The sequence below is a fragment of the Nocardia sp. N2S4-5 genome (assembly GCF_044628355.1).
Lineage (GTDB): Bacteria > Actinomycetota > Actinomycetes > Mycobacteriales > Mycobacteriaceae > Nocardia > Nocardia wallacei_B.
On sequence record NZ_JBIUPM010000001.1, the window covers coordinates 5,354,591 to 5,379,268 of the forward strand.

The window sequence follows — 24,678 nt, forward strand, 5'->3', positions numbered from 1 at the left end:
GGTCAGTCCTGGTATTTCGGCTGCGGTGGGCCCGGTGAGGGGCCGAGCACCGTCAACCACTTCTGGTAGAAGCGGTTCCAGGTGCCGTCGGCGCGCAGGCGGTCCAGGGTGCGGTTGACGAAGCGCACCATGTCGTCGTTGCCCTTCGGGATACCGACGCCGTACGGCTCGTCGCTGAGGTTCTCGCCGACCATCTCCGTGTACGACTGGTCCTGCGACACCAGACCGGCCAGCAGCGCGTCGTCGGTGCTGATCGCGTCGACCTGGCGCTGCTGCAGCACCACCAGGCAGTCGGCCCAGGCGGGCACGGTCATGATCGAGGCGGCGGGCTGCTTGCGGCGGATCAGGTCCAGCGACGTCGTGCCGCTCACCACGCACACGCGCTTGCCCGCCAGATCGGCCAGCCCGTTGATACCGGAGTTCTTCACCGCCAGCACCCGCTGATGCGACATCAGGTACGTACTGGAGAAGGTCACCCGCTCGCGGCGCGCACAGGTGATCGTCATCGTCTTGACCACCACGTCGACGGTGTGTTCCTGCAGGGCCCGTTCGCGATCCGCGGAGCCCAGGATGCGGTACTCGATCCGCTCCGGGTCACCGAACAGGTCGCGGGCGATCTCCTTGGCGATATCGACGTCGAATCCGGCCAGCGTGCCCGTGATCGGATCGCGGAAGCTGAACAGGTTGCTGCCGGGATCGAGTCCGACCAGCAGCCGCCCGCGCGCGCGGATGGCGTCCACGGTGGGACCGGCGGCCGCGCCGTCGGGTCGCAGGCTGGCGGTCGCGTCGCAGTTCTGGTCGGTTTCCGGCGGCAACGGCGACTGTGTCTGTGCCGGACCGGCTTTCGCGGGCAGCGGCGGCTCGGAATAGCTGACGGTGTGGTCGGGCGGCGGCGCGGCCGAGTCGGTATCGCAACCGCCGGCCGCCAGCGCCACCGTGGCCAGCAGCAGGGCGAATGCGCGCGCCCTCATCGGTACTCCCGCAGCCGCGGCCACAGACCCGCCACCACGAAGCACGCGGCGAGCACCGACAGCAACAGCGCACCCGGCGACAGCAGATCCAGCGCGCGGGCGGCGTCGGAAACCTCGCCGCGCAACCGGTTCCGGGCATCTGAGATGCCCTCGCCGACCGCGTTGTCCAGCGCCTCCACGGCGGCGGCGGCGCCGTCGGCCCCGGGACCGATCGCGACGACGCTCGCACCGGGGAAGTCGCCGCGGCCCAGCGCGTCGTTCATGCGCTGATGCGCCTCGCGCCAGCGGTCCAGCGCTCCGCGCGCGGTGCCGACATCGCCGGAACCCGGTGCGTCCTGGGGGTATCGGGTGAGCAGCGTGGTCAGTTTGGTGATGGCGTCGTCGTAGATGTGGTCGTAGTCGCCGCTGGCGTCGCGGCGCACCAGCTTCAGTGTCTCGGCGGCGCGGGCCTGCTGGGTGAGGATGCGGCTCTCGGTCAGCTCCGAGGTCGGCACCGCGCCGTCGTCCCGGCCGTGCAGGGTGGCCACCGCCGACACCGAACCGGCGATCACGGTCCAGGACAACAGGATCACCAGGGTGCCCGAGGCCAGCAGCAGTCCCGGATTCAACAGCCGCTGCCAGCGGCGGGCGAGATACACCTGCGCGGCGATCAAGGCCGCCAGGCTCAGGATCGGCAGCACGATCGCGGCCCAGGGCGGTTGCACGTGGCGGCGCTGGGTCTCGGTGATGGCGTCGGACCGGTGTTCCTGGAGTTCGCGAGCCATCTGCAGCATGGTGGTCTGCATCAGATTGGAGGCCTCGCTGAGGTAGGCCGCGCCCACCGGATGCCCCTCGCGATTGTTGGCGCGGGCGGTCTCGATCAGTCCGGTGTAGACCGGCAGCTCGGTGGCGATGCCGGTGCGCAGGCGGCCGTCCGGGTCGCTGTCGCCGGAAGCGCCCGTGCCGGCGTTGGATTGGGCCACCAGCTCCGCCGAGGCCTGGCCGATGGCCTGGCTGTAGCGGTCGCGAACCGGTTCGGGTTCCAGGCCGCCGGAGATGAACGCGGTGCCGGCGGCCGCGTCGGCCACCGACAGCGAGGCGTACAGGCGCTGAGCGGAATACGCGTCGGGTTCGGATTCGTCCAGCAGATGATCCAGGGCGTGCTGGCGGCTGCTGACCGCGGACGCCGTGACCACCCCCGCCAGCAGGCACATGATCAACAGCAGTAACCCGACGGCGATCAATTTGGCGGGCGAAGAATGCAGGAACGACCGCAGATCGGTGGCGTCGAGGCGGCGGCGTACGGCGGCGGCCGCGGCGCGGGGGGACAGTTCGTCCAGCCGCGGTTGCGTGCTGCGCGTCATACCCACCTCCGATCGCGGTCCGGCCCATGCTGTGTCGGACTGAGCTTATTGTGGTCGTACCGGCGCCGTCGCGGGTGTGTCGCCCCGCCGCGGCAGCCGAACGGCCGTGCCGGCGAGAGTGGGACGAGGCGAATATGCGTGGTGACGGAGACGGCTTTGTGCATTCCCCGGACGGGACGCGGCAATGGGGATTGTTCGGGGCTGCGGGGTTGTTGCTGCGGGCGCCGCAGGTAGGCGGGGGCGCGATGGTGCTGTTGCAGCATCGGGCGCCGTGGAGTCATCAGGGCGGCACCTGGGCGCTGCCCGGCGGTGCGCGCGACAGCCACGAGAGCAATGTGCGCGCCGCGGTACGGGAGGCGCACGAGGAGGCCGGGATCGCGCCGGCGGCCGTGCGGGTGCGCGGCGAGCGGGTGACGGCGACCGCACCGAGCGGCTGGACCTACACCACCGTCGTCGCCGATGTGCCCGAGCCGTTGGCCACCACCGCGAACCGGGAGAGCGCCGAATTGGCCTGGGTCCCCGAGGAAGAGGTGGACGCGCGTCCGCTGCATCCCGGCTTCGCGGCGGCGTGGCCGTCGCTGCGCGCCCTGCCCGCCCGCGTCAGCCTGGACGATGTGGCCGATCCCGCGGCGGTGGCGGCGGTGTTGCCGCGCACCGTCGACCTGGCCGAGCACGGATTCGTCTGGCTGCACTCGAACGGCGGGGGCGGACGCTCGGCCCGGATCGGATCCTCCGCGGATATGGCGGGAAATGTGTTGTTCCTCACGTTGGATCAGGTGCTGTCCTGAGATATGACAGCACGCGTCCCGCCCCCGCGCTGCCCGAATCTCCAACCGTGCCGCGGCCCATGCGATCCCGACCGACACGTTCCCTGTAGTCCGAGGCATTGCGCCCTCCGGTAATACGGCCGATAGCTGCCGGGCACCACACGGAGGATCGACGCTCTTTGCCGTACAGGCTGTTCGCCCCGTCCCGGAATGCACAGTTTGCCCAGCATCCGTGTGGTGCGCTCGGATGACGACGCGTCGATGACGGCGCATTGACGCGCGACCGGAGGTAGGCGCGACGGTGGCTTGTCAGGCCTCGGCGTTCTCGAGCAGGCGCTCTTTGAGGGTGCGGGCGGCGGATTCGGGGTCGTCGGCGGCGGTGATGGCTCGGACCACGACGATGCGGGTCGCGCCCGCGTCGAGTATTTCGGGTAGGCGGCGGTTGTCGATGCCGCCGATGGCGAACCAGGGGCGGGTGGGATGCGCGTCGGCGGTCGAGCGGATCAGGTCCAGTCCGGCGGCGGGGCGGCCGGGTTTGGTGGGGGTGGTCCAGACCGGGCCGGTGCAGAAGTAGTCGATGTGTTCTTCGATGGCGGCCAGTCCCGCCTGGTCGCGGGCGTGTGTGGAACGGCCGATGACCACATCCGGTCCGACGATCTTGCGCGCGTACCAGGGCGGCAGGTCGTCCTGGCCCAGGTGCAGCACATCGGCGCCGGCGGCGTGCGCGATGTCGGCGCGGTCGTTCACCGCGAGCAGCGCGCCGTGGCGGCGGGTCGCGGCCCGCAGTTCGGCCAGCGCGCCCAGTTCCGCGCGCGCCTCCAGCGGGCCGAACGCGGCCGCACCGGCCGAGCCCTTGTCGCGCAGCTGAATGATGTCGACTCCGCCCGCCAGCGCCGCCTCGGCGAACGCGGCCAGGTCGCCCTTGTCGCGGCGGGCGTCGGTGCACAGGTAGAGCCGTGCCGAGGCCAGGCGTTCGCGCGGGGCCGCGGGTCGGTTCGGATGGGACGGTTGCACGTCACCGACCGTAGTCGCGGTACCTTGGGTAGTCGAAACATCTGGACATCCCCGCAGCGAAGGCGGCCGCGCGGGGAGGCCGTTCGGCGCGGGGCGTGCCCGCGGTCGGCGGATCCCGGTCATCCGGGACCGAGTGAGGTGGAAGGTATGCGAACTCTGGCCGTCGTGGGTGGGGGTGTGATCGGGCTGTCGGTGGCATGGCGCGCCGCCGCGGCGGGGTGGTCGGTCACGGTCTTCGATCCGGCCGCCGGAACGGGCGCCTCGTGGGTGGCCGGCGGCATGCTGGCCCCGCTGTCGGAGGGCTGGCCGGGGGAAGACGAGCCGCTGGAATTCGGCGCGGCCACGCTGGCCCGCTGGCCCGATTTCGCCGCCCGGCTCGAGGCGGCGGCCGGTATCCGGGTCTTCGTCGCCGACGAGACGCTGACCGTGGCCCTGGATGCCGCCGACGCCGCCGACCTGCGCACCATCGCCGATTTCGTGACCGCGCGCGGCCACGAGATGCGGCTGCTCGACCGGCAGGGCGTGCGGGCCGCGGAACCCGATCTGGCCCGGACCGTCCGCGCGGGCCTGCTCGCGCCCACCGAACCGGCTGTGGACAACCGGCTGCTGCTGAATGCCCTGCGCCGCTGTTGTGAACAGGCCGGTGTGCACATTGTCGCCGAGTCCGTTGCGGCGCTGGAGGACTGCGAGCACGACCATGTCGTGCTGGCCGCCGGAGCCGCCACCGCGCGGCTGTGGCCGGGCCTGCCGGTGCATCCCGTGAAGGGCGAGATTCTGCGCCTGCGACACCGTCCGGGCGCGCCACCGCCCCCGCGCCGGGTGATCCGCGCCCGGGTGCACGGCCGCCCGCTGTATCTGGTGCCGCGCGCGGACGGAATCGTCGTCGGCGCAACACAATACGAGGCCGGTTTCGACACCGCGGTGACCGTCGCGGGCGTGCGCGACCTGATCGCCGACGCCGAGGCGGTCCTGCCCGCACTCGGCGAATACGAATTGCAGGAGGCCGCCGCGGGTTCGCGTCCGGGCACTCCCGACAACCTGCCACTGCTCGGCCGCCTGTCCGACCGCGTGATAGTCGCCGCCGGACACGGCCGCAACGGCATCCTGGGCGTGCCGCTGACCGCGGACGCGGTCGTGGCGCTGCTCGGCGGCGAGGTGCTGCCGGAGGCGAAAGTCGCCGACCCGCACCGGTTTTCAGTTCGAGGAGGTAATAGATGACCACGACCATCCCGATCGGCGTGACCGTGAACGGAGAGGATCACGAGTTCGCCGAGCAACTCACCGTCCGCGAGCTGCTGGAGCGCCTGGACCTGCCGTGCCGGGGCATCGCGCTCGCGGTCGACGGCGCGGTGTTCCCGAAGTCCCGCTGGGACGAACCGGTCGGGCGCGGCTGGGCGATCGAGGTGCTCACGGCGGTGCAGGGTGGCTGACGCCGCGCACGAACTGCCTCCGCTGCGCATCGCGGACCGGGTCTTCGGCTCCCGCCTGATCATGGGCACCGGCGGCGCGGAGAACCTGGCGGTGCTGGAGGAGGCGCTGCTGGCCTCCGGGACCGAGCTGACCACGGTCGCCATGCGCCGCGTCGACGCGGCCGGTGGCACGGGCGTGCTGGACCTGTTGAAACGCCTGGACATCGCCCCCCTGCCGAATACCGCGGGCTGCCGCACCGCCGCCGAGGCGGTGCTGACCGCGCGCCTGGCCCGCGAAGCCCTGGACACCGACTGGGTGAAGCTCGAGGTCGTCGCCGACGAACGCACCCTGCTGCCCGATGCCATCGAATTGGTAAGCGCCGCAGAACAACTGGTCGACGACGGCTTCGTCGTCCTGCCCTACACCAACGACGATCCGATCCTGGCCCGCCGGCTCGCCGACGCCGGGTGCGCCGCCGTCATGCCGCTGGGCGCCCCGATCGGCACCGGTTTGGGCATCGGCAATCCGCACAATATCGAGATGATCGTCGCCGAGGCGGACGTACCGGTCATCCTCGACGCCGGGATCGGCACCGCCAGCGACGCCGCCCTCGCCATGGAACTGGGCTGCGCTGCGGTACTGCTGGCGACCGCGGTCACCCGGGCCCGCCGCCCGGCGCTGATGGCGACCGCGATGGCCGACGCGGTGCGCGCCGGATACCTGGCCCGGCAAGCGGGCCGCATCCCGAAGCGCTTCTGGGCCCAGGCGTCGTCACCGGAGCTGTGACAGGCACGCCCGGAGTCCGCGCCCGGAAGGCCGGGCGGAGACCGGGCTTGGTGGCGGGCCGGAGGCCGGGGGAGTGGACCGGATCCGCTAACTGGGAGCCGGGGACCGTCGACGCGCCTCAGGGGTGCCTCGGGCGAAGGTAGGGGACGCGGTCATCCTGAAGGACTATGTGACTCGCGACCTGTGAGCGATGGTTAGTGGGCGGATTCTCGGCAAGACTGTGGGCATGATCGAAGTGACTGGCCTGACCAAACGGTTCGGCACCACCGTCGCTGTCGACGATCTGTCGTTCTCGGTGAAACCCGGGCAGGTCACCGGGTTTCTCGGGCCCAACGGCGCCGGCAAGTCGACGACGATGCGAATGATCCTGGGCCTGGACCGGCCCACCGCGGGCACCGCGCTGGTGCAGGGCAAGCCGTACCGCGAGCTGGACGACCCGCTGCGCACCGTCGGCGCGCTGCTGGATGCCAAGTGGGTGCACCCCAATCGCTCGGCGCGGTCGCATCTGCGCTGGATGGCGGCCTCCAGCGGCATCCCGGAGTCCCGGGTGGAGGAGGTGCTGCGGTTGGTCGGCCTCACCGAGGTCGCCAACAAGAACGCCGGCGGCTTCTCCTTGGGCATGTCGCAGCGGCTGGGCCTGGCGGGCGCGCTGCTCGGCGATCCGCCGGTGCTGCTGTTCGACGAGCCGGTCAACGGACTGGACCCGGAGGGCATCCTGTGGATCCGCCGGTTCATGCAGCGGCTGGCCGCCGAGGGCCGCACCGTGCTGGTCTCCAGTCACCTGCTGTCGGAGATGGCGCAGACGGCCGACCATCTCGTCGTCATCGGCCGCGGCAAGCTGATCGCCGACACCAGCACCAAGGATTTCATCGAGCACGCCTCGGAAGCGACTGTGCGCGTGCGGAGTCCGCAGCTGGATCAGTTGCGGAGCCTGCTCACCTCCAACGGCCTCACGGTGCGCGAGGACGACGAGTCCGCGGCGCTGCTGGTGGTCGGGGAGACCAGCGACGCGGTCGGCAAACTGGCCGGCGCGAACGGCATCACGCTCTACGAGCTGGCACCGCAGCGGGCCTCGCTCGAGGACGCGTTCATGCGCCTGACCGGCGGCGCGGTGCAGTATCACGGTGAAGGCATCGAACAGGTGATGGGAGGTGCGCTCTGATGGGCGTGTTGACAGCGGAACGCATCAAACTGACCTCCACCCGGTCGCCGTGGTGGTGCTCGGCCTCGGTCGTCGTGATCGGGCTGGGTCTGGCCGCCGTGTTCGGCCTGGTGGCCAAGGCCTCCTACAACAAAGAGGGCAGCCTCGAACTCACTGTCTCGCAGGCGGTTTCGGGTCTCACCGGGCTGGGCGTGATGATCCTGATGATCATGTCGGCGCTGACCGTGACCAGCGAATACCGGTTCGGGATCATCCGGACCACCTTCCAGGCCACCCCCAACCGCATGCGGGTGATCGCCGCCAAGGCCGGTCTGGTCGCCGTCTTCGGTGCGGTGCTCACCGCGGTGCTGGCGCTGCTGGCGTTCGGTATCGCCAAGGTCATCAGTGGTTCGGACGCCGGTGCGCACCTGACGCTGTCGTCCGCGGAGGATTGGCGCGGCCTGATCGGCGTCCCGGTCTACGCCTTTCTGGGCGCGATCCTGGCCGTGGCGATCGGGGTCCTGGTGCGCCAGTCCGCCGCCGCGATCGCGCTGATCGTGCTGTGGCCGATGCTGGTGGAGCCGCTGGCGGGGGCGTTCGGGAGCTTCGGCCGCAATGTGCAGCCGTTCCTGCCCTTCGCCAACATGCAGCGCTTCCTCGGCTCGGAGGGGACCGGCAACTGGCACTGGGGCGCGTGGGGTGGACTGGTCTACTTCACCGTCTTCGTCGCCGTCGTGCTCGCCGCCGCGCTGTACGTGGTGGACCGCCGCGACGCCTGAGACCTGCCCAGCCCCCGGGAGCAATCCCTCGCCACCCGGGGACGGGAGGGCGGTCCTGTCGGGGGACCGCTACGCCCGAGTCACGCCGGGCCACTGCCCGGCCCGCGTGACAACCACACCGGCCCGATGCGAACACCTCGCATCGGGCCGGTGTCTTCGTGTCTGAGCTAGGCTCGGACCGTGACCGAAACACCCTCCGGCAGTGGCGAGAACGGTTCTCGCGCCGACGGTTCGCGACGTCGACCGGAGAAGGGCGGGTCGCGCCGGGGCGAGGGCAGCAGGCGGGCCGAACCGGTGCCGGATATCGTGATCCCGCTCACGCCGACGGACGCCGAGGATCCCCCCGATGCCGATTCCCGCAATCCCCGCCCGCGCCCGAGCGGCCGGTTGCGCACCGGTCAGTTCTCGTCGTTGATGGCCGCGGCCAATCAGCGTCGCGATGTCATCGGAGCGATCCGGCGCGCCCGCGAGAACCTGCCCGGAGACCCGGCTTTCGGTGACCCCCTGTCGGTTTCGGGTCCGGGCGGTCCGCGGGCGGTGGCCCGCGCCGCCGACAAACTGGTCGGCGACACCCCCAGCGCCGCCAAGGAGATCGGCCTGGGCGCCCTGCAGGTCTGGCAGGCGATGCTGGAGCGGGTCGGTCGCGGCAAGGGCGGCGAGCAGATGACGGTGATGTTCACCGACCTGGTGGCCTTCTCCCGCTGGTCGCTGTCGGCGGGCGACGAGGCCACGCTGGAGCTGCTGCGCCGCGTTGCCAAGGCCATCGAGCCGCCGATCGTGGATCGCGGCGGCCGGGTGGTCAAGCGGATGGGCGACGGTGTGATGGCGGTGTTCGGTTCGCCGGACCGGGCCGTGCAGGCGGCGGTCGCCGCGAAGGAGAATCTGGCCCGCGTCGAGGTATCGGGCTACCGCCCCCAGATGCGCATCGGCCTGCACACGGGAAGCCCGCGCGAGATCGGCGGCGACTGGCTCGGCGTCGACGTGACCATAGCGGCCCGCGTGATGGAGGCGGGCGGCAACGGCAACACCATGCTGTCGGCCGCCACCCTGCAAGCCCTGGAGCCGGAAACCCTCCCCGCCCTCGGCTACGCCCCCAAGCCCTACCGCCGCAGCTTCTTCGCCGCCCCCCTCAGCGGCGTCCCCGAGGACCTACGCATCTACCGCCTCTACGAGGACTAGTTCCACATCCCGGCATGCCTTCGGCCGGCGGTCAGCCCACCATCCACGTGATCGCCCCCGCGACCGCCAGCACCCCGCACACGCCGAGCGCGATCGCCAGCCACCGAGTGTTCTTCCAACTGCTGTAGGCCCCACCCAGCAGGAAGCCCGCAAGAGCGAACAGCAGCACCACGATCACGGAGTTGGACACGCAAACCATCTTGCCGTGCGCCGAACCACCAGCCCCCCGCACCCTAAGAAACCCCTCGACCTGCAAAGACAGCAACGAGCCCCAAATTAACAAGCACGCAAGCTTGATTTTTTCCCACCATGATGCAACCCTCTCAGTAACGCAACCACCCCCCGGTTTGTGGCCCGGCTCGCGTTTCGAGGTCCGCCGCGCATGCGACGAAGTCGCGAGCGGCGGACCTCGAAACGCGAGCCCCCCAGGGGCCACAAACCCCGCGACGCCGAAGGCGGCGCCAAAATTACGGAGGCGCGATGAGCAGTCCGGACGTCATCCGGATCGGGAACTGTTCCGGGTTCTACGGCGACCGGCTGAGCGCGATGCGGGAGATGCTCGAGGGCGGGCAGCTCGACGTACTCACCGGGGACTATCTCGCCGAGCTGACCATGCTGATCCTGGGCCGCGACCGGATGAAGGACGCCAACCTCGGCTACGCCAAAACCTTTGTGCGACAAGTGGAGGACTGCCTCGGCCTGGCCTTGGAGCGCGGCGTGCGCATCGTCGCCAATGCCGGTGGCCTGAACCCGGCGGGCCTGGCGCAGCGGTTGCGCGAGGTGGCCGACAAACTGGGCGTGGCGGCGCGGGTGGCGCATGTGGAGGGCGACGATCTGCTGCCGCGGGCGGCGGAGCTGGGTCTGGGTGCGCCGCTGGCCGCCAACGCCTATCTGGGGGCATGGGGCATCGCGGAGTGCCTGCGGGCCGGTGCGGATGTGGTGGTGACCGGCCGGGTCACCGACGCGGCCTTGGTGGTCGGCCCGGCGGCGGCCCACTTCGGCTGGGCCCGTGACGATTTCGACGCGCTGGCCGGGGCGACGGTGGCGGGGCACGTGATCGAGTGCGGCACGCAGGCGACGGGCGGGAACTTCGCGTTCTTCACCGAGATCGCCGACCTGGACCGGCCCGGTTTCCCGATCGCGGAGGTGCGCCGCGACGGCAGCAGCGTCATCACCAAGCACGAGAACACCGGCGGCGCGGTCACTGTCGACACCGTCGAGGCGCAGTTGATGTACGAGATCCAGGGCGCGCGGTACGCGGGCCCGGACGTGACGACGCGGCTGGACAGTATCGAGCTCGCGCAGGAGGGGCCGGACCGGGTGCTCGTGAGCGGTGTCCGGGGCGAGGCGCCGCCGCCGAGCCTGAAGGTGTCGCTGAACACCCTCGGCGGCTTCCGCAACGAGATGACCTTCGTGCTCACCGGCCTGGACATCGAGGCGAAAGCCGAACTGGCACAACGGCAGCTGGAGAAGTGGCTGCCGGTGCGCCCGGCCGAGCTGGAGTGGACGCTGTCGCGGACAGACCGGCCCGATGCCGACACCGAGGAGCAGGCCAGCGCGCTGCTGCGCTGCGTGGTCCGCGACCCGAACCCGGACACGGTGGGCCGCAAGTTCTCCGGTGTGGCCGTGGAATTGGCGCTGGCCAGCTATCCGGGCTGCACCATGACCTCGCCGCCCGGAAACGGCGGCCCCTACGGGGTTTTCACGCCGGGATACGTCGACGCGGCCGAGGTGCCGCACATCGCGGTGCTCCCGGACGGCGAGCGGGTCGAGATCGCCGCGCCCGCAACCACTCTCGCACTCACCGAGGTGCCGGAACCCGCGTTGCCGGAGCCGTGGCCGGACGGTGCGACCCGGCGCGTTCCGCTGGGCACCCTGGCGCTGGCGCGCAGCGGCGACAAGGGCGGCAACGCCAATATCGGCGTGTGGGTGCGCACCGACGCGCAGTGGCGCTGGCTGGCGCACACGCTGACCGTGGACGCGCTGCGGACACTGCTGCCGGAGACCGCGCACCTGCCGGTCACCCGGCACGTACTGCCCGAATTGCGGGCGCTGAACTTCGTCGTCGAGGGCATCCTCGGCGCGGGCGTGGCCTACCAGGCCCGCTTCGACCCACAGGCCAAGGGACTCGGCGAATGGCTGCGGTCCCGGCACATCGATATCCCCGTGGAGCTGCTGACATGAATGTGTGGGAGAACCCGGAGCGCCGCGAATTGCGTTCCACCGTCAGAGGTTTCGTGGAACGCGAGATCCTGCCGCACCTGGACGAATGGGAGCGGGCCGGCGAGATCCCGCGCGAGCTGCACAAGCGGGCCGGTGCGCTGGGCCTGCTGGGCATCCAGTTCCCCGAGGCGGTCGGCGGCGCGGGCGGTGACGGCATCGACGCGGCCGTCGTCTGCGAGGAGATGCATCAGGCGGGCGCGTCCGGCGGATTGTTCGCCTCGCTGTTCACCTGCGGTATCGCGGTGCCGCACATCATCGCCTCGGGCAACGCCGAGCACATCGAGCGCTGGGCGCGGCCGACGCTGGCGGGCGAGAAGATCGGCTCGCTGGCCATCACGGAGCCGGGCGGGGGATCGGATGTGGGACATCTGACGACCAGCGCGGTGCGCGACGGCGACCATTTCGTCGTCAACGGCGCCAAGACCTACATCACCTCGGGGACCCGCGCCGACTTCGTGGTGACCGCGGTGCGGACCGGCGGTTCCGGCGCCGCGGGTGTGTCGCTGCTGGTGGTCGAGAAGGGCACGCCGGGTTTCACGGTGAGCCGCAAGCTGGAGAAGATGGGCTGGCTGGCCTCGGACACCGCGGAGCTGTCGTATGTCGACGCGCGGGTGCCGGTGGAGAATCTGGTCGGCCCGGAGAACAGCGGATTCGCCCAGATCGCAGCGGCTTTCGTGAGCGAGCGGGTGGGGCTGGCCGTGCAGGCGTACGCGCAGGCGCAACGCTGCCTGGACCTGACCCTGCGGTGGTGCCGCGACCGCGAGACCTTCGGCCGCCCGTTGATCGCCCGCCAGGCCGTGCAGAACACGCTGGCCGAGATGGCGCGGCGGATCGACGTCGCGCGGGTGTACACCCGCCGGGTGGCCGAGCGCGCCGCCGAGGGCGAGACCGATCTGATCGCCGAGGTGTGCTTCGCCAAGAACACCGCGGTGGAGGCCGCGGAATGGGTGGCCAACCAGTCGGTGCAGCTGTTCGGCGGTCTCGGCTACATGCGCGAATCCGAGGTGGAGCGGCAGTACCGTGACATCCGCATCCTGGGCATCGGTGGCGGCACCACCGAAATTCTGACCGCGCTGGCGGCAAAGCGATTGGGGTTCCAGTCATGAGCATTCTGCGTACCGCCGTCGATGCCGGGTCGGCGGACTATCAGGCCGCGGCCGAGGCGATGCGGGCCAAGCTCACCGAGATCGAGGGCGAGTTCGCGAAGGCCATCGCGGGCGGTGGGCCGGACAAGCTGGCGCGACATCGCAAGCGCGGCAAGCTGACCGCGCGCGAGCGCATCGAACTGCTCGTGGACGAGGACTCGCCGTTTCTCGAGCTGTGCCCGCTCGCGGCGTGGGGCAGCGACTTCCACGTCGGCGCGAGCGTGATCGCGGGCATCGGCATCGTCGAGGGCGTCGAATGCATGATCGTGGCCCCGGATCCCACGGTGCGCGGCGGCACCTCGAACCCGTGGACGCTGCGCAAGAACCTGCGCATGAACGACATCGTCATGCAGAACCGGCTGCCGGTGATCGGGCTGGTCGAGTCCGGCGGCGCCGACCTGCCCACTCAGAAGGAGGTCTTCGTCCCGGGCGGGCGCATGTTCCGCGATCTCACCCAGGCCTCCGCGGCCGGAATCCCCACCATCGCACTGGTTTTCGGCAATTCGACCGCCGGCGGCGCCTACATCCCCGGCATGTCCGACTACACGGTGATGATCAAGGAGCGCTCCAAGGTCTTCCTCGGCGGGCCGCCGCTGGTAAAGATGGCCACCGGCGAGGAGTCCGACGACGAGTCGCTCGGCGGCGCCGAGATGCACGCGCGCGTCTCCGGCCTGGCCGACTATCTGGCCGTGGACGAGCAGGACGCCATCCGGCTCGGCCGGTCCATCGTGCGGCGGCTGAACTGGCGCAAGCGGGGTCCGGCGCCGCGGGCGGAGGTCATCGAGCCGCTGTACGACCCGGAGGAACTGCTCGGCATCGTGCCCGCCGACCTGAAGGTCCCCTTCGATCCGCGCGAGGTGATCGCCCGGGTGGTCGACGGGTCGGATTTCGACGAGTTCAAACCGCTGTACGGCTCCAGCCTGGTCACGGGATGGGCCGAGCTGCACGGCTATCCGGTCGGCATCCTGGCGAACGCGCGCGGCGTGCTGTTCTCGGAGGAGTCGCAGAAGGCCACGCAGTTCATCCAGCTGGCCAACCAGTCGAACACCCCACTGTTGTTCCTGCACAACACGACCGGGTACATGGTCGGCAAGGAGTACGAGCAGAAGGGCATCATCAAGCACGGCGCGATGATGATCAACGCCGTCTCCAATTCCAAGGTGCCGCACATCTCGGTGCTGATGGGCGCCTCCTACGGCGCGGGGCACTACGGCATGTGCGGGCGCGCCTACGATCCCCGCTTCGTCTTCGCCTGGCCCAGTGCGAAATCCGCGGTGATGGGCGGCGCGCAGCTGGCCGGTGTGATCTCGATCGTCAGCCGCGCGTCCGCCGAGGCCAAGGGGCAGCCGTTCGACGAGCAGGCCGACGCCGGGATGCGCGCGATGATCGAGGCGCAGATCGAGGCGGAGTCGCTGCCGATGTTCATGTCCGGCCGCCTCTACGACGACGGCGTCATCGATCCCCGCGATACCCGCACGGTGTTGGGAATGGCGTTGTCCGCCATCCACAATGCCCCGATCAAGGGCGCCGAGGGCTTCGGCGTCTTCCGAATGTGAGGGCCGGCATGCTCAGCACAGTCCTGGTCGCCAACCGCGGGGAGATCGCGCGGCGGGTATTCGCCACGTGCCGCCGGATGGGCCTCGGTACCGTCGCGGTGTATTCGGACGCCGACGCGGACGCGCCCCACGTGGGGGAGGCCGACGCCGCGATTCGGTTGCCCGGCAATACTCCCGGCGAGACGTATCTGCGGGGCGACCTGATCGTCGAGGCGGCGCTGGCCGCGGGCGCCGACGCGATCCACCCCGGCTACGGATTCCTTTCCGAGAACGCCGATTTCGCGCGCGCCGTGCTCGCGGCCGGACTGACCTGGATCGGTCCGCCGGTCGCCGCCATCGAGCAGATGGGCTCGAAGGTGGAGTCCAAGAAGATGATGGACGCCGCCGGGGTGCCGGTCCTGGCCGAACTGGACCCCGCCGAGGTCACTGACGCGCTGCTGCCGGTGCTGATCAAGGCCTCCGCCGGCGGCGGCGGTCGTGGCATGCGAGTGGTGCGGTCGTTGGCGGAGCTGCCGGGTCAGCTGGAAGCCGCACGGCGCGAGGCGGAATCGGCCTTCGGCGACCCGACGGTGTTCTGCGAGCGCTACCTCGAGACCGGCCGGCACATCGAGGTGCAGGTGATGGCCGATACCCACGGCACCGTCTGGGCCGTCGGCGAGCGTGAGTGCTCCATTCAGCGCCGGCATCAGAAGGTGGTGGAAGAAGCGCCATCACCGCTGGTGGAACGGGTAGATGACATGCGCGACAGGCTGTTTCGCGCGGCCCGGCTGGCCGCCGAGGCCATCGGCTACGAGGGCGCGGGCACCGTGGAGTTCCTCGCGGACGAGGCGGGCGAGTTCTTCTTCCTGGAGATGAACACCCGGCTACAGGTGGAGCATCCGGTCACCGAGAACACCACCGGGCTGGATCTGGTCCGGCTGCAGGTGCAGGTCGCGCAGGGCCGTCGGCTGCCCGCCGCGCCGCCGCCGATGCGGGGCCACTCCATCGAGGTGCGCCTGTACGCCGAGGATCCGGCGCAGGAGTGGCAGCCGCAGAGCGGCGCCGTGCACCGCCTCGATTTCGGTCGCGCCGCCGAATTCACCGTCCTGCGCGAGCCCGGGGTGCGACTGGATTCCGGCGTGCGAGACGGGTCCGTGGTCGGCGTGCACTACGACCCGATGCTGGCCAAGGTGATCTCCTACGCCGAGACGCGCGACGAGGCGGCACACCTGCTGGCCGCCGCGCTGCGGCGCGCACGGATTCACGGCCTGGTCACCAACCGCGACCTGCTGGTGCGGGTGCTCGAGCATCCGGCGTTCCGCGCCGGCGACACCGATACCGCGTTCTTCGCCACCCACGGCCTGGAAAACCTTTCCGCGCCTTTGGTTTCGGTGGCCGACGAGGAGTTGTCCATCGTCGCGGCCGCGCTCGCCGACGCGGCGGCCAACCGGTCGCGCGCCCGCGTGGGCGGCGGCCTGCCCAGCGGCTGGCGCAACCTGCCCGCGCAGCCGCAGACCAAGTCCTACGACAGCCGCACCACCGGCACACACGAAGTGCGCTATCGGTTCACCCGTACCGGGCTGACGGTCGAGGGCCACGACGGCATCGAATTGCTCGCGGCCACACCGGATGTCGTGACGCTGGCGGTACCCGGCCCGCGTGGCCCGGTGCGCCGCCGCTTCGACGTCGCCCGGTACCCGTCGACCGGCTCGGGACCCGTACTGGTGGCGGTGGATTCGCCGCTGGGGCCGGTGACCGTGCGGCGGCTCCCGCGCTTCGAGGATCCCGCCGAGCAGGTCGCCGAGGGCTCACTGCTGGCGCCGATGCCCGGCGCGGTGATCCGGGTCGCCGCCGAGGTCGGCGCCCGGGTCGAACTGGGACAGCCGATCCTGTGGCTGGAGGCGATGAAGATGGAGCACACCATCACCGCCCCCGCCACCGGCGTGCTGGCCGAACTGAATGTGACCGCGGGACAACAGGTCGACGTCGGCACCGTGCTGGCGGTCGTGCGACCCGAAGAGACCACCGACGCCGAATCCCAGGAGTAGGGCATGAGTTTCATCGAAACCGACGAGCAGAAGCAGCTGCGGGCCGCGGTATCGCAGCTCGCCGCCAAGTACAACTTCCGCGACTACGTCTCGGACAAGGCCCGCGCCAACCAGCCGCTGAGTGAATTGTGGGACGAGGCAGGGCAACTCGGCTTCCTCGGGGTGAACCTCCCGGAGGAGTACGGCGGTGGCGGCGCGGGCATCTACGAGCTGGCGCTGGTGATGGAGGAACTCGCCGCGCAGGGCGCCGGGCTGCTGCTGATGGTGGTATCCCCGGCCATCTGCGGCACCATCGTCACCAAGTACGGCACCGACGAGCAGAAGCGGCACTGGCTGCCGCGGCTGGCCGACGGTTCGGCGAAGATGGTGTTCGGCATCACCGAACCCGACGCGGGCTCGAACTCCCACCACATCACCACCACCGCCCGCCGCGACGGCGGCGACTGGATCCTCAACGGCCGCAAGATCTTCATCTCGGGCGTGGATCAGGCCGAGGCGGTGCTGATCGTGTCGCGCACCGAGGATGCCAAGACCGGCAAGCTGAAGCCGGCGCTGTTCATCGTGCCCACCGACGCCCCGGGTTTCGAGAAGACCCGGCAGGAGATGGACATCATCGAGCCCGACAGCCAGTTCACGCTGTTCCTCGACGACGTGCGGCTGCCCGCGGAGGCGCTGGTCGGTCAGGAGGACGCGGCGCTGGCGCAACTGTTCGCGGGCCTCAATCCGGAGCGGATCATGGGCGCCGCGATGGCCGTCGGCATGGGCCGCTACGCCATCGACCGGGCCGTGGAGTACGCCCGCGAGCGCCAGGTATGGAAGACGCCGATCGGTGCGCACCAAGGCATTTCGCATCCGCTGGCCCAGGTGAAGATCGAACTGGAGCTGGCGAGGCTGATGATGCAGAAGGCGGCCGTGCTCTACGACTCGGGCGACGACTTCGGCGCCGCGGAGGCGGCGAACATGGCGAAGTACGCCGCGGCCGAGGCCAGCATCAAGGCCCTCGACCAGTCGATCCAGACGCATGGCGGTTCGGGCCTGACCCGCGACGTGGGCCTGGCGGGCATGCTGGCCGCTGCCCGGATCGGCCGGGTGGCGCCGGTGAGCCGGGAGATGGTGCTGAACTTCGTCGCCCAGCATTCCCTGGGCCTGCCGAAGTCCTACTGATGTACGGCGGCACGGAGACGGACGATCGAGGAAGGGGACGACGATGAGCGATACGGCGGACGCCGTCGTGCGATACGAGGTGGCGGACCGATTCGCCGTCGTCACCCTCGATTCCCCGCACAATCGCAACGCGCTGTCCGCGCGGCTGGTGCGGGAGTTGCTGGTCGCGCTGGCACGGGCCGGGGACGACGAGCGGGTGCGCGGGGTCGTCCTCACTCATACCGGCAACACCTTCTGCGCCGGTGCGGATCTGAAGGAGGCCCTCGACGCCGATCCCGCGGCGGCCGCGGACATCCGCACCCGGTGGATGATCGACGTGCTGCGCACGATCCTCGTCTTGCCGAAACCCGTACTGGCACAGGTGAACGGCAATGTGCGCGCGGGCGGTATGGGCCTGCTGGCGGCCTGCGATATCGCGGTGGCGGGGCGGGACAGCAGCTTCGCGCTCACCGAGGCGCGAATCGGGCTGGCGCCGTTCATGATCTCACTCACCCTGCTGCCGCGCATGAGCCCCCGCGCGGCCGCGCGCTACTTCCAGACCGGTGAGAAGTTCGACGCGGCCGAGGCGGAGCGGATCGGCCTGATCACCCTCGCCGCCGACGATCCCGCCGCCGCGGTGGAGCGGCTGCGCGGCGAACTCCGTCTGGGCTCGCCGCAGGGCCTGGCCGAGAGCAAGCGGCTGGTCAATGCCGCGCTGCTGGCCGAATTCGACCGTGGCGCCGAGGAACTGGCGAAGCGGTCCGCGAGCTACTTCGGCACACCCGAGGTGGTGGAGGGCATGACGGCCTTCTTCCAGCGCCGCCCGCCCGCCTGGGCAGAATGAGCGGATCATGACTGCGCACCACGAATCGAAGCCCCACGAACCCAAGCAGGACCGCAGCCGGGCCACCCGGCAGCGGCTGCTCGAGGCGACCATCGACTGCCTGGCCGAGACAGGCTGGGCGGCGGCCACCGTGGCCGTGGTGGCCGAGCGGGCGGGGGTGTCGCGCGGCGCGGCGCAGCACCACTTCCCGACCCGGGAGGAGCTGATCACCGCCGCGCTCGAGTACATGTTCGACACCCGCATGGCACAGGCGAAGGCCGAGGCCCTGGCCGTGGCCGAGATCGCCGAGGGCGCCGGGCGGACCGAGGCGGTGGTGAGCGGATTGGTGGAGTCCTACACCAGCCCGCTGTTCAAGGCCGCCCTGCAGGTCTGGACGCATGCCGCCGCCGATCCCGCCCTGCGCGAGCGGATCGTGCCGCTGGAGGCGCGGTTCGGCCGGGTCTCGCATCGCATGGCGGTCGAGGCGCTGGGCGTCGACGACTCCGACCCCGTCGCCCACCATCTGGTGCAGGCCACGCTGGACCTGGCGCGCGGCCTCGGCCTGGCCGACGTGCTCACCGACGACTCGGCCCGTCGGAAGGAGATCGTCCAGCAGTGGTCGGCCACTCTGCACACGGCGCTCACCACGCCGCGCTGAGTGACCGATCCGTCCGGCGATTTGGTCCGCGGGCCCGCACCCGTTAAGCTTGCCGGGCCTCCTCGATCGGAGGCGAGTCCTGGCCCCGTCGTCTAGCGGCCTAGGACGCCGCCCTCTCAAGGCGGTAGCGCGGGTTCAAATCCCGTCGGGGCTACATCGTGGGCCGTGTGTCGTAGCGCACGGCCCTTTTTCTCGAAATATTCGGTGTGTCCTTGGAATTCGTCTGCTTGCCGTACCGTCGAGGTACCAGGACCGCTCAGGTCTTGCCGAACAAAGGACCCGCATGTCCGACAAATCTCCGCGTCAGACCATGTCCAAGAAGTCCGGGAAGTCCCTCAAGGAGAAACGAGCGGACAAGAAGACCAAGTCGGCCGACCGTTCCGGAATCGAAGCCGCGACCGAGAACGGCAAGCGGAGGTAACCGCCGGTGACCGTGCCCGCCCTTGCGGCGGGCACAGCCGTCACCGCGCCGTGTTCGATTCGGTCACCGCGTTCCGGAAGACCCAGCGCAGCGCGACGAATCGCGACAGCGTGGCCACGGCATTGGCCACCACGAGGACGAACAGTTCGACATGGACCGGCGCGCCGGGCGCCCATCTGTGCAGCGCGAACAGGGAGCCGCCGGTCAGCAGCCAGGCGAACGCGAAGATCAGAAGACCCTGAATATGGTGTGACACAACCGAATTCGAACCGCGCACGCCGAAGGTGAAGGCACGGTTGGCGGCGGTGTTGGCGATCGCGGTGAGCAGCAGCGCCAGGAAGTTCGCCGCCTGCGGGCCCGCGAACGGCTGCAGGATCACATACAGCAGCATGTAGGCCAGCGTGGAGGCCACGCCGATGATGCCGAACCGCACCAGCTGCCCCACCATCCCCAGCGGGACGCCGTCCACCAGCGGTTCGCGGCCGATCGCCGCCCGCAGCTCGTTGATCGGCAGGGCGCCGGTGGCCAGACCCCGGCCCACCCGCCACACGCCCAGCAGGTCCTTGCGGGCGGTGTCGACGATGTCGACGCGGCTGTCCGGGTCGTCGATCCAGTCGACCGGCACCTCATGGATGCGCAGCCCGGCGCGCTCGGCGATCACCAGCAGTTCGGTGTCGAAGAACCACTCGCCGTCCTGCACCAGCGGCAGCACCCGGCGCGCGACATCGGTGCGCATCGCCTTGAAACCGCATTGGGCGTCGGAGAATCGGGTCTGCAGCGAGGCTCGCAGAATCAAGTTGTAGGAGCGAGAGATGAACTCGCGCTTGGGCCCGCGCACCACCCGCGACGACTTCGCCAGCCGGGTGCCGATGGCCAGATCCGAATGCCCGGACACCAGCGGGGCGATCAGCGGCAGCAGCGCATTGAGATCCGTCGACAGGTCCACATCCATATAGGCGACGACCTGGGCGTCGGAGACCTCCCACACCGCGCGCAGTGCGCGGCCGCGGCCCTTGCGGTCCAGATGGACCACGCGCACATGCTCGAGTTCGTCCGCCAGCAGGTGCGCGACCTGCAGCGTGCTGTCGGTGGATGCGTTGTCGGCGATGGTGATTCGCGCCGAGAACGGTAATCCGGCGCTCAGGAAGGCGTGCAGTCGCCGCACGCACACGCCGAGGTCGCGTTCTTCGTTGTAGACGGGAATCACCACGTCCAGTACCGGTGTCACCAGAGCACCGGCCGGTTCCGCCGCCGGCGCGGCCGTCGCTGTGTCGGTCATGACATCGAAGATCGGCCACCAGCCTGCGGCACGGCTGCGCCCGGCCTGGGAGGTTCCTGGGAGCGTCCTACAGGTCAGTGCTCACTCAGCCGCCACAGCGGCGACACCGGGCCGTGGCCCGCGCCTAACGGGTAGGCCGCTTTCAGACAGCGCGTGGTCCACTCCTTGGCGAAGGCGATCGCCTCCGGCACCTCGTAGCCGTGGGCCAGCGCGCACGCGGTGGCCGCCGCGAGGGTGTCGCCGCCGCCGTGGTCGTCGCCGGTGTCGATGCGGGGGGCGGACAGTTCGTGGAAACGCTCGCCGTCGAACAAAAGGTCGGTGCTGAAGTCGGAGGAACGCAGGTGCCCGCCCTTCACGAGCGCCCAGCGCGGGCCCAGCGCGTGCAGCGCCTCGGCGGCCTTGCGCGCGGTGCGGTCGTCGGTGACCTCGATGCCGGTGAGCAGCCGCACCTCGTCCAGATTCGGGGTGACCACCGTGGCGAGCGGAATCAGCATGTGCCGCAGCGCGTCCAGGGCCGAGGCGTGCAGCAGCGGGTCGCCGTGCATGGACGCCGCCACGGGATCCACCACCAGCGGAATCGAGCCGTCGCGTCCGATGCCCAGCTCGCGGCACACCGCCGCCACCGCCTCGATGATCGCCGTGGAGGCCAGCATCCCGGTCTTGGCCGCGCCGATGCCGATATCGCCGACCACGACGCGCACCTGGTCGGCGACGGTCTGCGGCGGGATCTCGTGAAAACCGCTGACGCCCAGCGAGTTCTGCACCGTCACCGCCGCCACCGCGACGCAGGCGTGCACGCCCAGCAGGGCCATGGTGCGGGCATCGGCCTGGATACCGGCGCCGCCGCCGGAATCGGTCCCGGCGATGGTGAGTGCCCGGACAGGGGTCCGGCCCTCAGGAGTCAGTGGCAGCAATCTCACGACATAACCCTACGGTTCCGCGATTTCGCGATCGGCCTTAGCATGCAGAACGGATCATTCCGTTTCAGTGTTATCCTGAACCCATGCCGAAGACAGCCGACTCCCGTAAACCGCTGCCCGGCCGCAAGGCGCAGGCGGCCCGCAACGACGGCATCATCCTCGACGCCGCTCGCACCGTGTTCCTCGCCGATGCCGGGGCCCCGATCGCGGCCGTCGCCGAGCGCGCGGGTGTCGGGATCAGCGCGCTCTACCGCCGCTATCCGAGCAAGGAGGCGCTGCTGCGCACGCTCTGCTACGACGGTCTGCGCCGGTACAACGAGGAGGCGGCCGCGGCCCTGGAGCTGAGCGACGACTGGGCGGTGCTGGTCGATTTCCTGCGCCGCGTGGTGGACGCGGACGTGCACTCGCTGACCGTCCGGCTGGCCGGCACCTTCACCCCGGACGAGTCGATCCTGCCCGAGGTGCGGCGCGCCGGGACCCTGAACGACGAGATCCTGCGCCGCGCCCGGTCCTCCGGCCGTCTGCGCGCGGGCGTGACCACCTCGGATTTCGGGCTCGTCCTGGAGGCGTGCGCGGCGATCTCGCTGCCCGATCCGCAGCGCACCGCGCAGCTGCGCCGCCGCGTGCTGGCGATGCTGATCGACGGACTGGCCGCCACGGGCGAATTGCCCGGTCCGCCACCGGAACCCGGCGAATTCGCCGATCGCTGGCGGCCGCGCGGATAACCTACGTCCCGGCGACGAGTTTCGCCCCGGTACACCGTCGACAGGGGTACGGGTGGCGCGCGAACGAAGGGAACGCCAGTGAACTGGACACTCGAGGTGGTCATCGTGCCGGTCTCGGACATCGACCGCGCCAAGGAGTTCTACCGCGACCGGCTCGGCTTCGTCGTCGATCACGACACCCCGATCGGCGACGGCTCGCGCATCGTGCAGCTCACGCCGCCGGGCTCGGGCTGCTCGATCGTCCTCGGGGAACGCGGCTTCGCCAAGATGGAGCCCGGCGCGTTGAAGGGCCTGCAGCTCGTCGTCGCCGATTTGCCCAGGGCGCGTGCCGAACTCGTCGAGCGCGGCTTCGATCCCGGCGACATCCAAGAGGTCGCGCCCAGCCCGGACGGGTCCCTCGACAACGTCGGATTCCTGTTCTTCGACGATCCCGACGGCAACAGCTGGGGCATCCAGCAGATTTCCGCACGCGCCTGAATTCGCTTCCGGCGCACGGCTTTCCATCGGCCCAGCGGAAGCCGGGGCCAGGCGGGACCCCGGCCTCCACAGGGCCGACGGAGCAGTACCTACAGAGAGCGGCGTTACGACACGATCGGCAGATAGACCGACTTGCCCGCCTGCGCGAACTCCTCGGACTTCTCCGACATGCCCGCCTCGATCGCCTCGACGTCGGTCAGCCCGTGCCGCTCCGCGTATTCGCGCACATCCGCCGAGATGCGCATCGAGCAGAACTTCGGCCCGCACATCGAGCAGAAGTGCGCGGTCTTGGCCGGTTCGGCGGGCAGCGTCTCGTCGTGGTACTCGCGGGCGGTGTCCGGGTCCAGCGACAGATTGAACTGGTCGTGCCAGCGGAACTCGAAGCGCGCCTTGGACAGTGCGTCGTCGCGCTCCTGGGCCCGCGGGTGGCCCTTGGCGAGATCGGCGGAATGCGCGGCGATCTTGTAGGTGATCACGCCGGTCTTGACGTCGTCACGGTCGGGCAGGCCCAGGTGTTCCTTCGGCGTGACGTAACACAGCATGGCCGTCCCGGCCTGCGCGATGATGGCGGCGCCGATCGCCGAGGTGATGTGGTCGTAGGCCGGGGCGATATCGGTGGCGAGCGGGCCGAGGGTGTAGAACGGCGCCTCCTCGCACAGCTCCTCCTCCAGCCGCACGTTTTCCGCGATCTTGTGCATCGGCACGTGGCCCGGGCCCTCGATCATCACCTGCACGCCATGGGATTTCGCGATCTTGGTCAGCTCGCCGAGGGTGCGCAGCTCCGCGAACTGCGCCGCGTCGTTGGCGTCGGCGATCGAGCCCGGACGCAGGCCGTCACCGAGGGAGAAGGTGATGTCGTAGCGGGCCAGGATCTCGCACAGCTCCGCGAAATTCGTGTACAGGAACGATTCCTGGTGATGCGCCAGGCACCACGCGGCCATGATGGACCCGCCGCGGGAGACGATGCCGGTGACGCGCTTGGCGGTCAGCGGCACGTAGCGCAGCAGCACCCCGGCGTGCACGGTCATGTAGTCCACGCCCTGCTCGGCCTGCTCGATCACGGTGTCGCGGTAGATCTCCCAGGTCAGCTGGGTCGGATCGCCGTTCACCTTCTCCAGCGCCTGGTAGATCGGCACGGTGCCGACCGGCACCGGCGAGTTGCGCAGGATCCACTCGCGGGTCTCGTGGATGTTCTTGCCGGTGGACAGGTCCATGATGGTGTCGGCGCCCCAGCGGGTGGCCCACACCATCTTCTCCACCTCCTCCGCGATGGACGAGGAGACCGCCGAGTTGCCGATGTTCGCGTTGATCTTCACCGCGAACTTCTTGCCGATGATCATCGGCTCCGACTCGGGATGGTTGTGGTTGGCCGGGATCACCGCGCGGCCCGCGGCCACCTCGTCGCGCACGAGTTCCGGCGAAACCCCTTCGCGCGCGGCGATATACCGCATCTCGGTGGTGACGATGCCCTGCCGCGCCCAGGCCAGCTGGGTGGGCGGCCCGGCCACGTCCGGCTTGGACCAGCCGTCGCGCACCTTCGGCAGCCCGGCCTCGACGTCGATGGTGGCGGCGTCGTCGGTGTATGGGCCCGAGGTGTCGTAGACGTCGAAGTGCTCGCCGTTGGTCAGGTTGATCCGGCGGACCGGGATGCGCAGCGCGGCGCCGTCCGCGTCGACCTCCTGGTAGTGCTTGACGCTGCCCTGAATCGGGCCGGTGGTGACGGTGTCGACGGTCGTCACGGCATGCTTCGATGGCATTGAACAATCCTCCCTACGCCGGCATTACCCGGTCAGGTTCGAACGGTCGACGGCCCTGAGTCGCCCGAAAAGGGCTAGCCGTCCTCTCAGCCCGCTGGTGCGAGCCCCCGTAGGCATGTGCAGTTGTCTCGGCC

Annotated in this window: 24 protein-coding genes, 1 tRNA gene and 1 riboswitch; of the genes, 18 read left to right on the forward strand and 7 right to left on the reverse strand. The window is 70.1% G+C overall.

Translation table 11 applies throughout. The features are described from left to right. Positions 1 to 2: 2 nt before the first annotated feature. Together ACFMRZ_RS24495 and ACFMRZ_RS24500 are read right to left on the reverse strand one after the other, a co-directional pair. Positions 3 to 971, reverse strand: coding sequence for a glutamate ABC transporter substrate-binding protein (locus ACFMRZ_RS24495; RefSeq protein WP_400180913.1), 969 nt, complete (start codon positions 969 to 971; stop codon positions 3 to 5). Beyond that, positions 968 to 2,314 carry a hypothetical protein gene (locus ACFMRZ_RS24500; RefSeq protein WP_400180914.1) on the reverse strand — a complete coding sequence of 449 codons (1,347 nt, stop codon included), beginning with the start codon at positions 2,312 to 2,314 and terminating at the stop codon, positions 968 to 970. The genes ACFMRZ_RS24495 and ACFMRZ_RS24500 overlap by 4 nt, the downstream gene beginning before the upstream one ends. Before the next feature lie 134 nt (positions 2,315 to 2,448). Here ACFMRZ_RS24500 and ACFMRZ_RS24505 point away from each other — a divergent pair, with 134 nt between their 5' ends. Continuing rightward, positions 2,449 to 3,102, forward strand: coding sequence for an NUDIX hydrolase (locus tag ACFMRZ_RS24505; RefSeq protein WP_400180915.1), 654 nt, complete (start codon positions 2,449 to 2,451; stop codon positions 3,100 to 3,102). A gap of 288 nt (positions 3,103 to 3,390) precedes the next feature. On the opposite strand, the gene thiE is transcribed toward ACFMRZ_RS24505, so the two are convergent. Next, positions 3,391 to 4,095 (reverse strand): thiamine phosphate synthase, encoded by a 705-nt coding sequence (gene thiE, locus ACFMRZ_RS24510; RefSeq protein WP_400180916.1) that lies wholly within the window; start codon positions 4,093 to 4,095, stop codon positions 3,391 to 3,393. 147 nt (positions 4,096 to 4,242) lie between these two features. Between thiE and thiO the strand changes: the two genes are divergently transcribed. The 6 genes from thiO (at position 4,243) to ACFMRZ_RS24540 (ending at position 9,390) form a co-directional block, all read left to right on the forward strand. Beyond that, positions 4,243 to 5,313, forward strand: a complete 1,071-nt coding sequence (thiO, locus tag ACFMRZ_RS24515) for a glycine oxidase ThiO (RefSeq protein WP_400180917.1) — start codon at positions 4,243 to 4,245, stop codon at positions 5,311 to 5,313. Further along, a complete protein-coding gene (thiS, locus tag ACFMRZ_RS24520; RefSeq protein ID WP_280272769.1) occupies positions 5,310 to 5,525 on the forward strand; it encodes a sulfur carrier protein ThiS in 216 nt (71 codons plus the stop codon). Before thiO ends, thiS begins: the two co-directional genes overlap by 4 nt. Further along, a complete protein-coding gene (locus ACFMRZ_RS24525) occupies positions 5,518 to 6,291 on the forward strand; it encodes a thiazole synthase (protein ID WP_280272768.1) in 774 nt (257 codons plus the stop codon). Before thiS ends, ACFMRZ_RS24525 begins: the two co-directional genes overlap by 8 nt. Before the next feature lie 226 nt (positions 6,292 to 6,517). Continuing rightward, a complete protein-coding gene (locus ACFMRZ_RS24530; protein ID WP_400180918.1) occupies positions 6,518 to 7,453 on the forward strand; it encodes an ABC transporter ATP-binding protein in 936 nt (311 codons plus the stop codon). Beyond that, positions 7,453 to 8,211: an ABC transporter permease gene (locus ACFMRZ_RS24535; protein ID WP_280362891.1), complete on the forward strand. Its 759-nt coding sequence runs from the start codon at positions 7,453 to 7,455 to the stop codon at positions 8,209 to 8,211. Before ACFMRZ_RS24530 ends, ACFMRZ_RS24535 begins: the two co-directional genes overlap by 1 nt. Positions 8,212 to 8,625: 414 nt before the next feature. After that, positions 8,626 to 9,390 (forward strand): adenylate/guanylate cyclase domain-containing protein, encoded by a 765-nt coding sequence (locus tag ACFMRZ_RS24540; protein ID WP_280272799.1) that lies wholly within the window; start codon positions 8,626 to 8,628, stop codon positions 9,388 to 9,390. Between the two features lie 31 nt (positions 9,391 to 9,421). Here ACFMRZ_RS24540 and ACFMRZ_RS24545 read toward each other — a convergent pair whose 3' ends face one another. Further along, positions 9,422 to 9,580, reverse strand: a complete 159-nt coding sequence (locus ACFMRZ_RS24545) for a hypothetical protein (RefSeq protein ID WP_280272801.1) — start codon at positions 9,578 to 9,580, stop codon at positions 9,422 to 9,424. 290 nt (positions 9,581 to 9,870) lie between these two features. On the opposite strand from ACFMRZ_RS24545, the gene ACFMRZ_RS24550 reads away from it, so the two are divergent. The 9 genes from ACFMRZ_RS24550 to ACFMRZ_RS24590 all read left to right on the forward strand — a co-directional run bounded on the left by ACFMRZ_RS24550 (position 9,871) and on the right by ACFMRZ_RS24590 (position 19,386). After that, on the forward strand, positions 9,871 to 11,574 hold the full coding sequence (locus tag ACFMRZ_RS24550) for an acyclic terpene utilization AtuA family protein (protein WP_400180919.1): 1,704 nt from the start codon (positions 9,871 to 9,873) through the stop codon (positions 11,572 to 11,574). Beyond that, entirely contained in the window at positions 11,571 to 12,719 is a 1,149-nt protein-coding gene (locus ACFMRZ_RS24555; RefSeq protein WP_400180920.1) for an acyl-CoA dehydrogenase family protein, read from the forward strand. Before ACFMRZ_RS24550 ends, ACFMRZ_RS24555 begins: the two co-directional genes overlap by 4 nt. Further along, entirely contained in the window at positions 12,716 to 14,314 is a 1,599-nt protein-coding gene (locus tag ACFMRZ_RS24560; protein WP_280272763.1) for an acyl-CoA carboxylase subunit beta, read from the forward strand. The genes ACFMRZ_RS24555 and ACFMRZ_RS24560 overlap by 4 nt, the downstream gene beginning before the upstream one ends. Before the next feature lie 8 nt (positions 14,315 to 14,322). After that, positions 14,323 to 16,341: a biotin carboxylase N-terminal domain-containing protein gene (locus ACFMRZ_RS24565; RefSeq protein ID WP_400180921.1), complete on the forward strand. Its 2,019-nt coding sequence runs from the start codon at positions 14,323 to 14,325 to the stop codon at positions 16,339 to 16,341. A gap of 3 nt (positions 16,342 to 16,344) precedes the next feature. Beyond that, a complete protein-coding gene (locus ACFMRZ_RS24570) occupies positions 16,345 to 17,505 on the forward strand; it encodes an acyl-CoA dehydrogenase family protein (protein WP_400180922.1) in 1,161 nt (386 codons plus the stop codon). Between the two features lie 43 nt (positions 17,506 to 17,548). Then, positions 17,549 to 18,328, forward strand: coding sequence for an enoyl-CoA hydratase family protein (locus tag ACFMRZ_RS24575; protein WP_400180923.1), 780 nt, complete (start codon positions 17,549 to 17,551; stop codon positions 18,326 to 18,328). 7 nt (positions 18,329 to 18,335) lie between these two features. Then, positions 18,336 to 18,965: a TetR/AcrR family transcriptional regulator gene (locus ACFMRZ_RS24580; protein WP_187685628.1), complete on the forward strand. Its 630-nt coding sequence runs from the start codon at positions 18,336 to 18,338 to the stop codon at positions 18,963 to 18,965. Between the two features lie 81 nt (positions 18,966 to 19,046). Beyond that, a tRNA-Glu gene (locus ACFMRZ_RS24585) sits at positions 19,047 to 19,119 on the forward strand. Positions 19,120 to 19,248: 129 nt separating this feature from the next. Beyond that, positions 19,249 to 19,386, forward strand: coding sequence for a hypothetical protein (locus tag ACFMRZ_RS24590; RefSeq protein WP_280271521.1), 138 nt, complete (start codon positions 19,249 to 19,251; stop codon positions 19,384 to 19,386). Positions 19,387 to 19,426: 40 nt separating this feature from the next. On the opposite strand, the gene ACFMRZ_RS24595 is transcribed toward ACFMRZ_RS24590, so the two are convergent. Together ACFMRZ_RS24595 and thiD are read right to left on the reverse strand one after the other, a co-directional pair. Then, the gene (locus tag ACFMRZ_RS24595; RefSeq protein ID WP_280271522.1) at positions 19,427 to 20,665 is read right to left on the reverse strand and encodes a bifunctional glycosyltransferase family 2/GtrA family protein; all 1,239 of its coding nucleotides are present in this window, start codon (positions 20,663 to 20,665) and stop codon (positions 19,427 to 19,429) included. A gap of 74 nt (positions 20,666 to 20,739) precedes the next feature. Continuing rightward, positions 20,740 to 21,585 carry a bifunctional hydroxymethylpyrimidine kinase/phosphomethylpyrimidine kinase gene (thiD, locus tag ACFMRZ_RS24600; protein ID WP_400180924.1) on the reverse strand — a complete coding sequence of 282 codons (846 nt, stop codon included), beginning with the start codon at positions 21,583 to 21,585 and terminating at the stop codon, positions 20,740 to 20,742. A gap of 83 nt (positions 21,586 to 21,668) precedes the next feature. Here thiD and ACFMRZ_RS24605 point away from each other — a divergent pair, with 83 nt between their 5' ends. Further along, positions 21,669 to 22,310: a TetR/AcrR family transcriptional regulator gene (locus tag ACFMRZ_RS24605; RefSeq protein WP_400180925.1), complete on the forward strand. Its 642-nt coding sequence runs from the start codon at positions 21,669 to 21,671 to the stop codon at positions 22,308 to 22,310. A 78-nt stretch (positions 22,311 to 22,388) separates the two neighbouring features. Then, positions 22,389 to 22,787, forward strand: coding sequence for a VOC family protein (locus ACFMRZ_RS24610; protein WP_280369472.1), 399 nt, complete (start codon positions 22,389 to 22,391; stop codon positions 22,785 to 22,787). A gap of 104 nt (positions 22,788 to 22,891) precedes the next feature. On the opposite strand, the gene thiC is transcribed toward ACFMRZ_RS24610, so the two are convergent. After that, positions 22,892 to 24,544 carry a phosphomethylpyrimidine synthase ThiC gene (gene thiC / locus ACFMRZ_RS24615; protein ID WP_280271526.1) on the reverse strand — a complete coding sequence of 551 codons (1,653 nt, stop codon included), beginning with the start codon at positions 24,542 to 24,544 and terminating at the stop codon, positions 22,892 to 22,894. Further along, positions 24,538 to 24,665, reverse strand: a riboswitch (TPP riboswitch). Its footprint overlaps the gene before it by 7 nt. Positions 24,666 to 24,678: the final 13 nt, after the last annotated feature.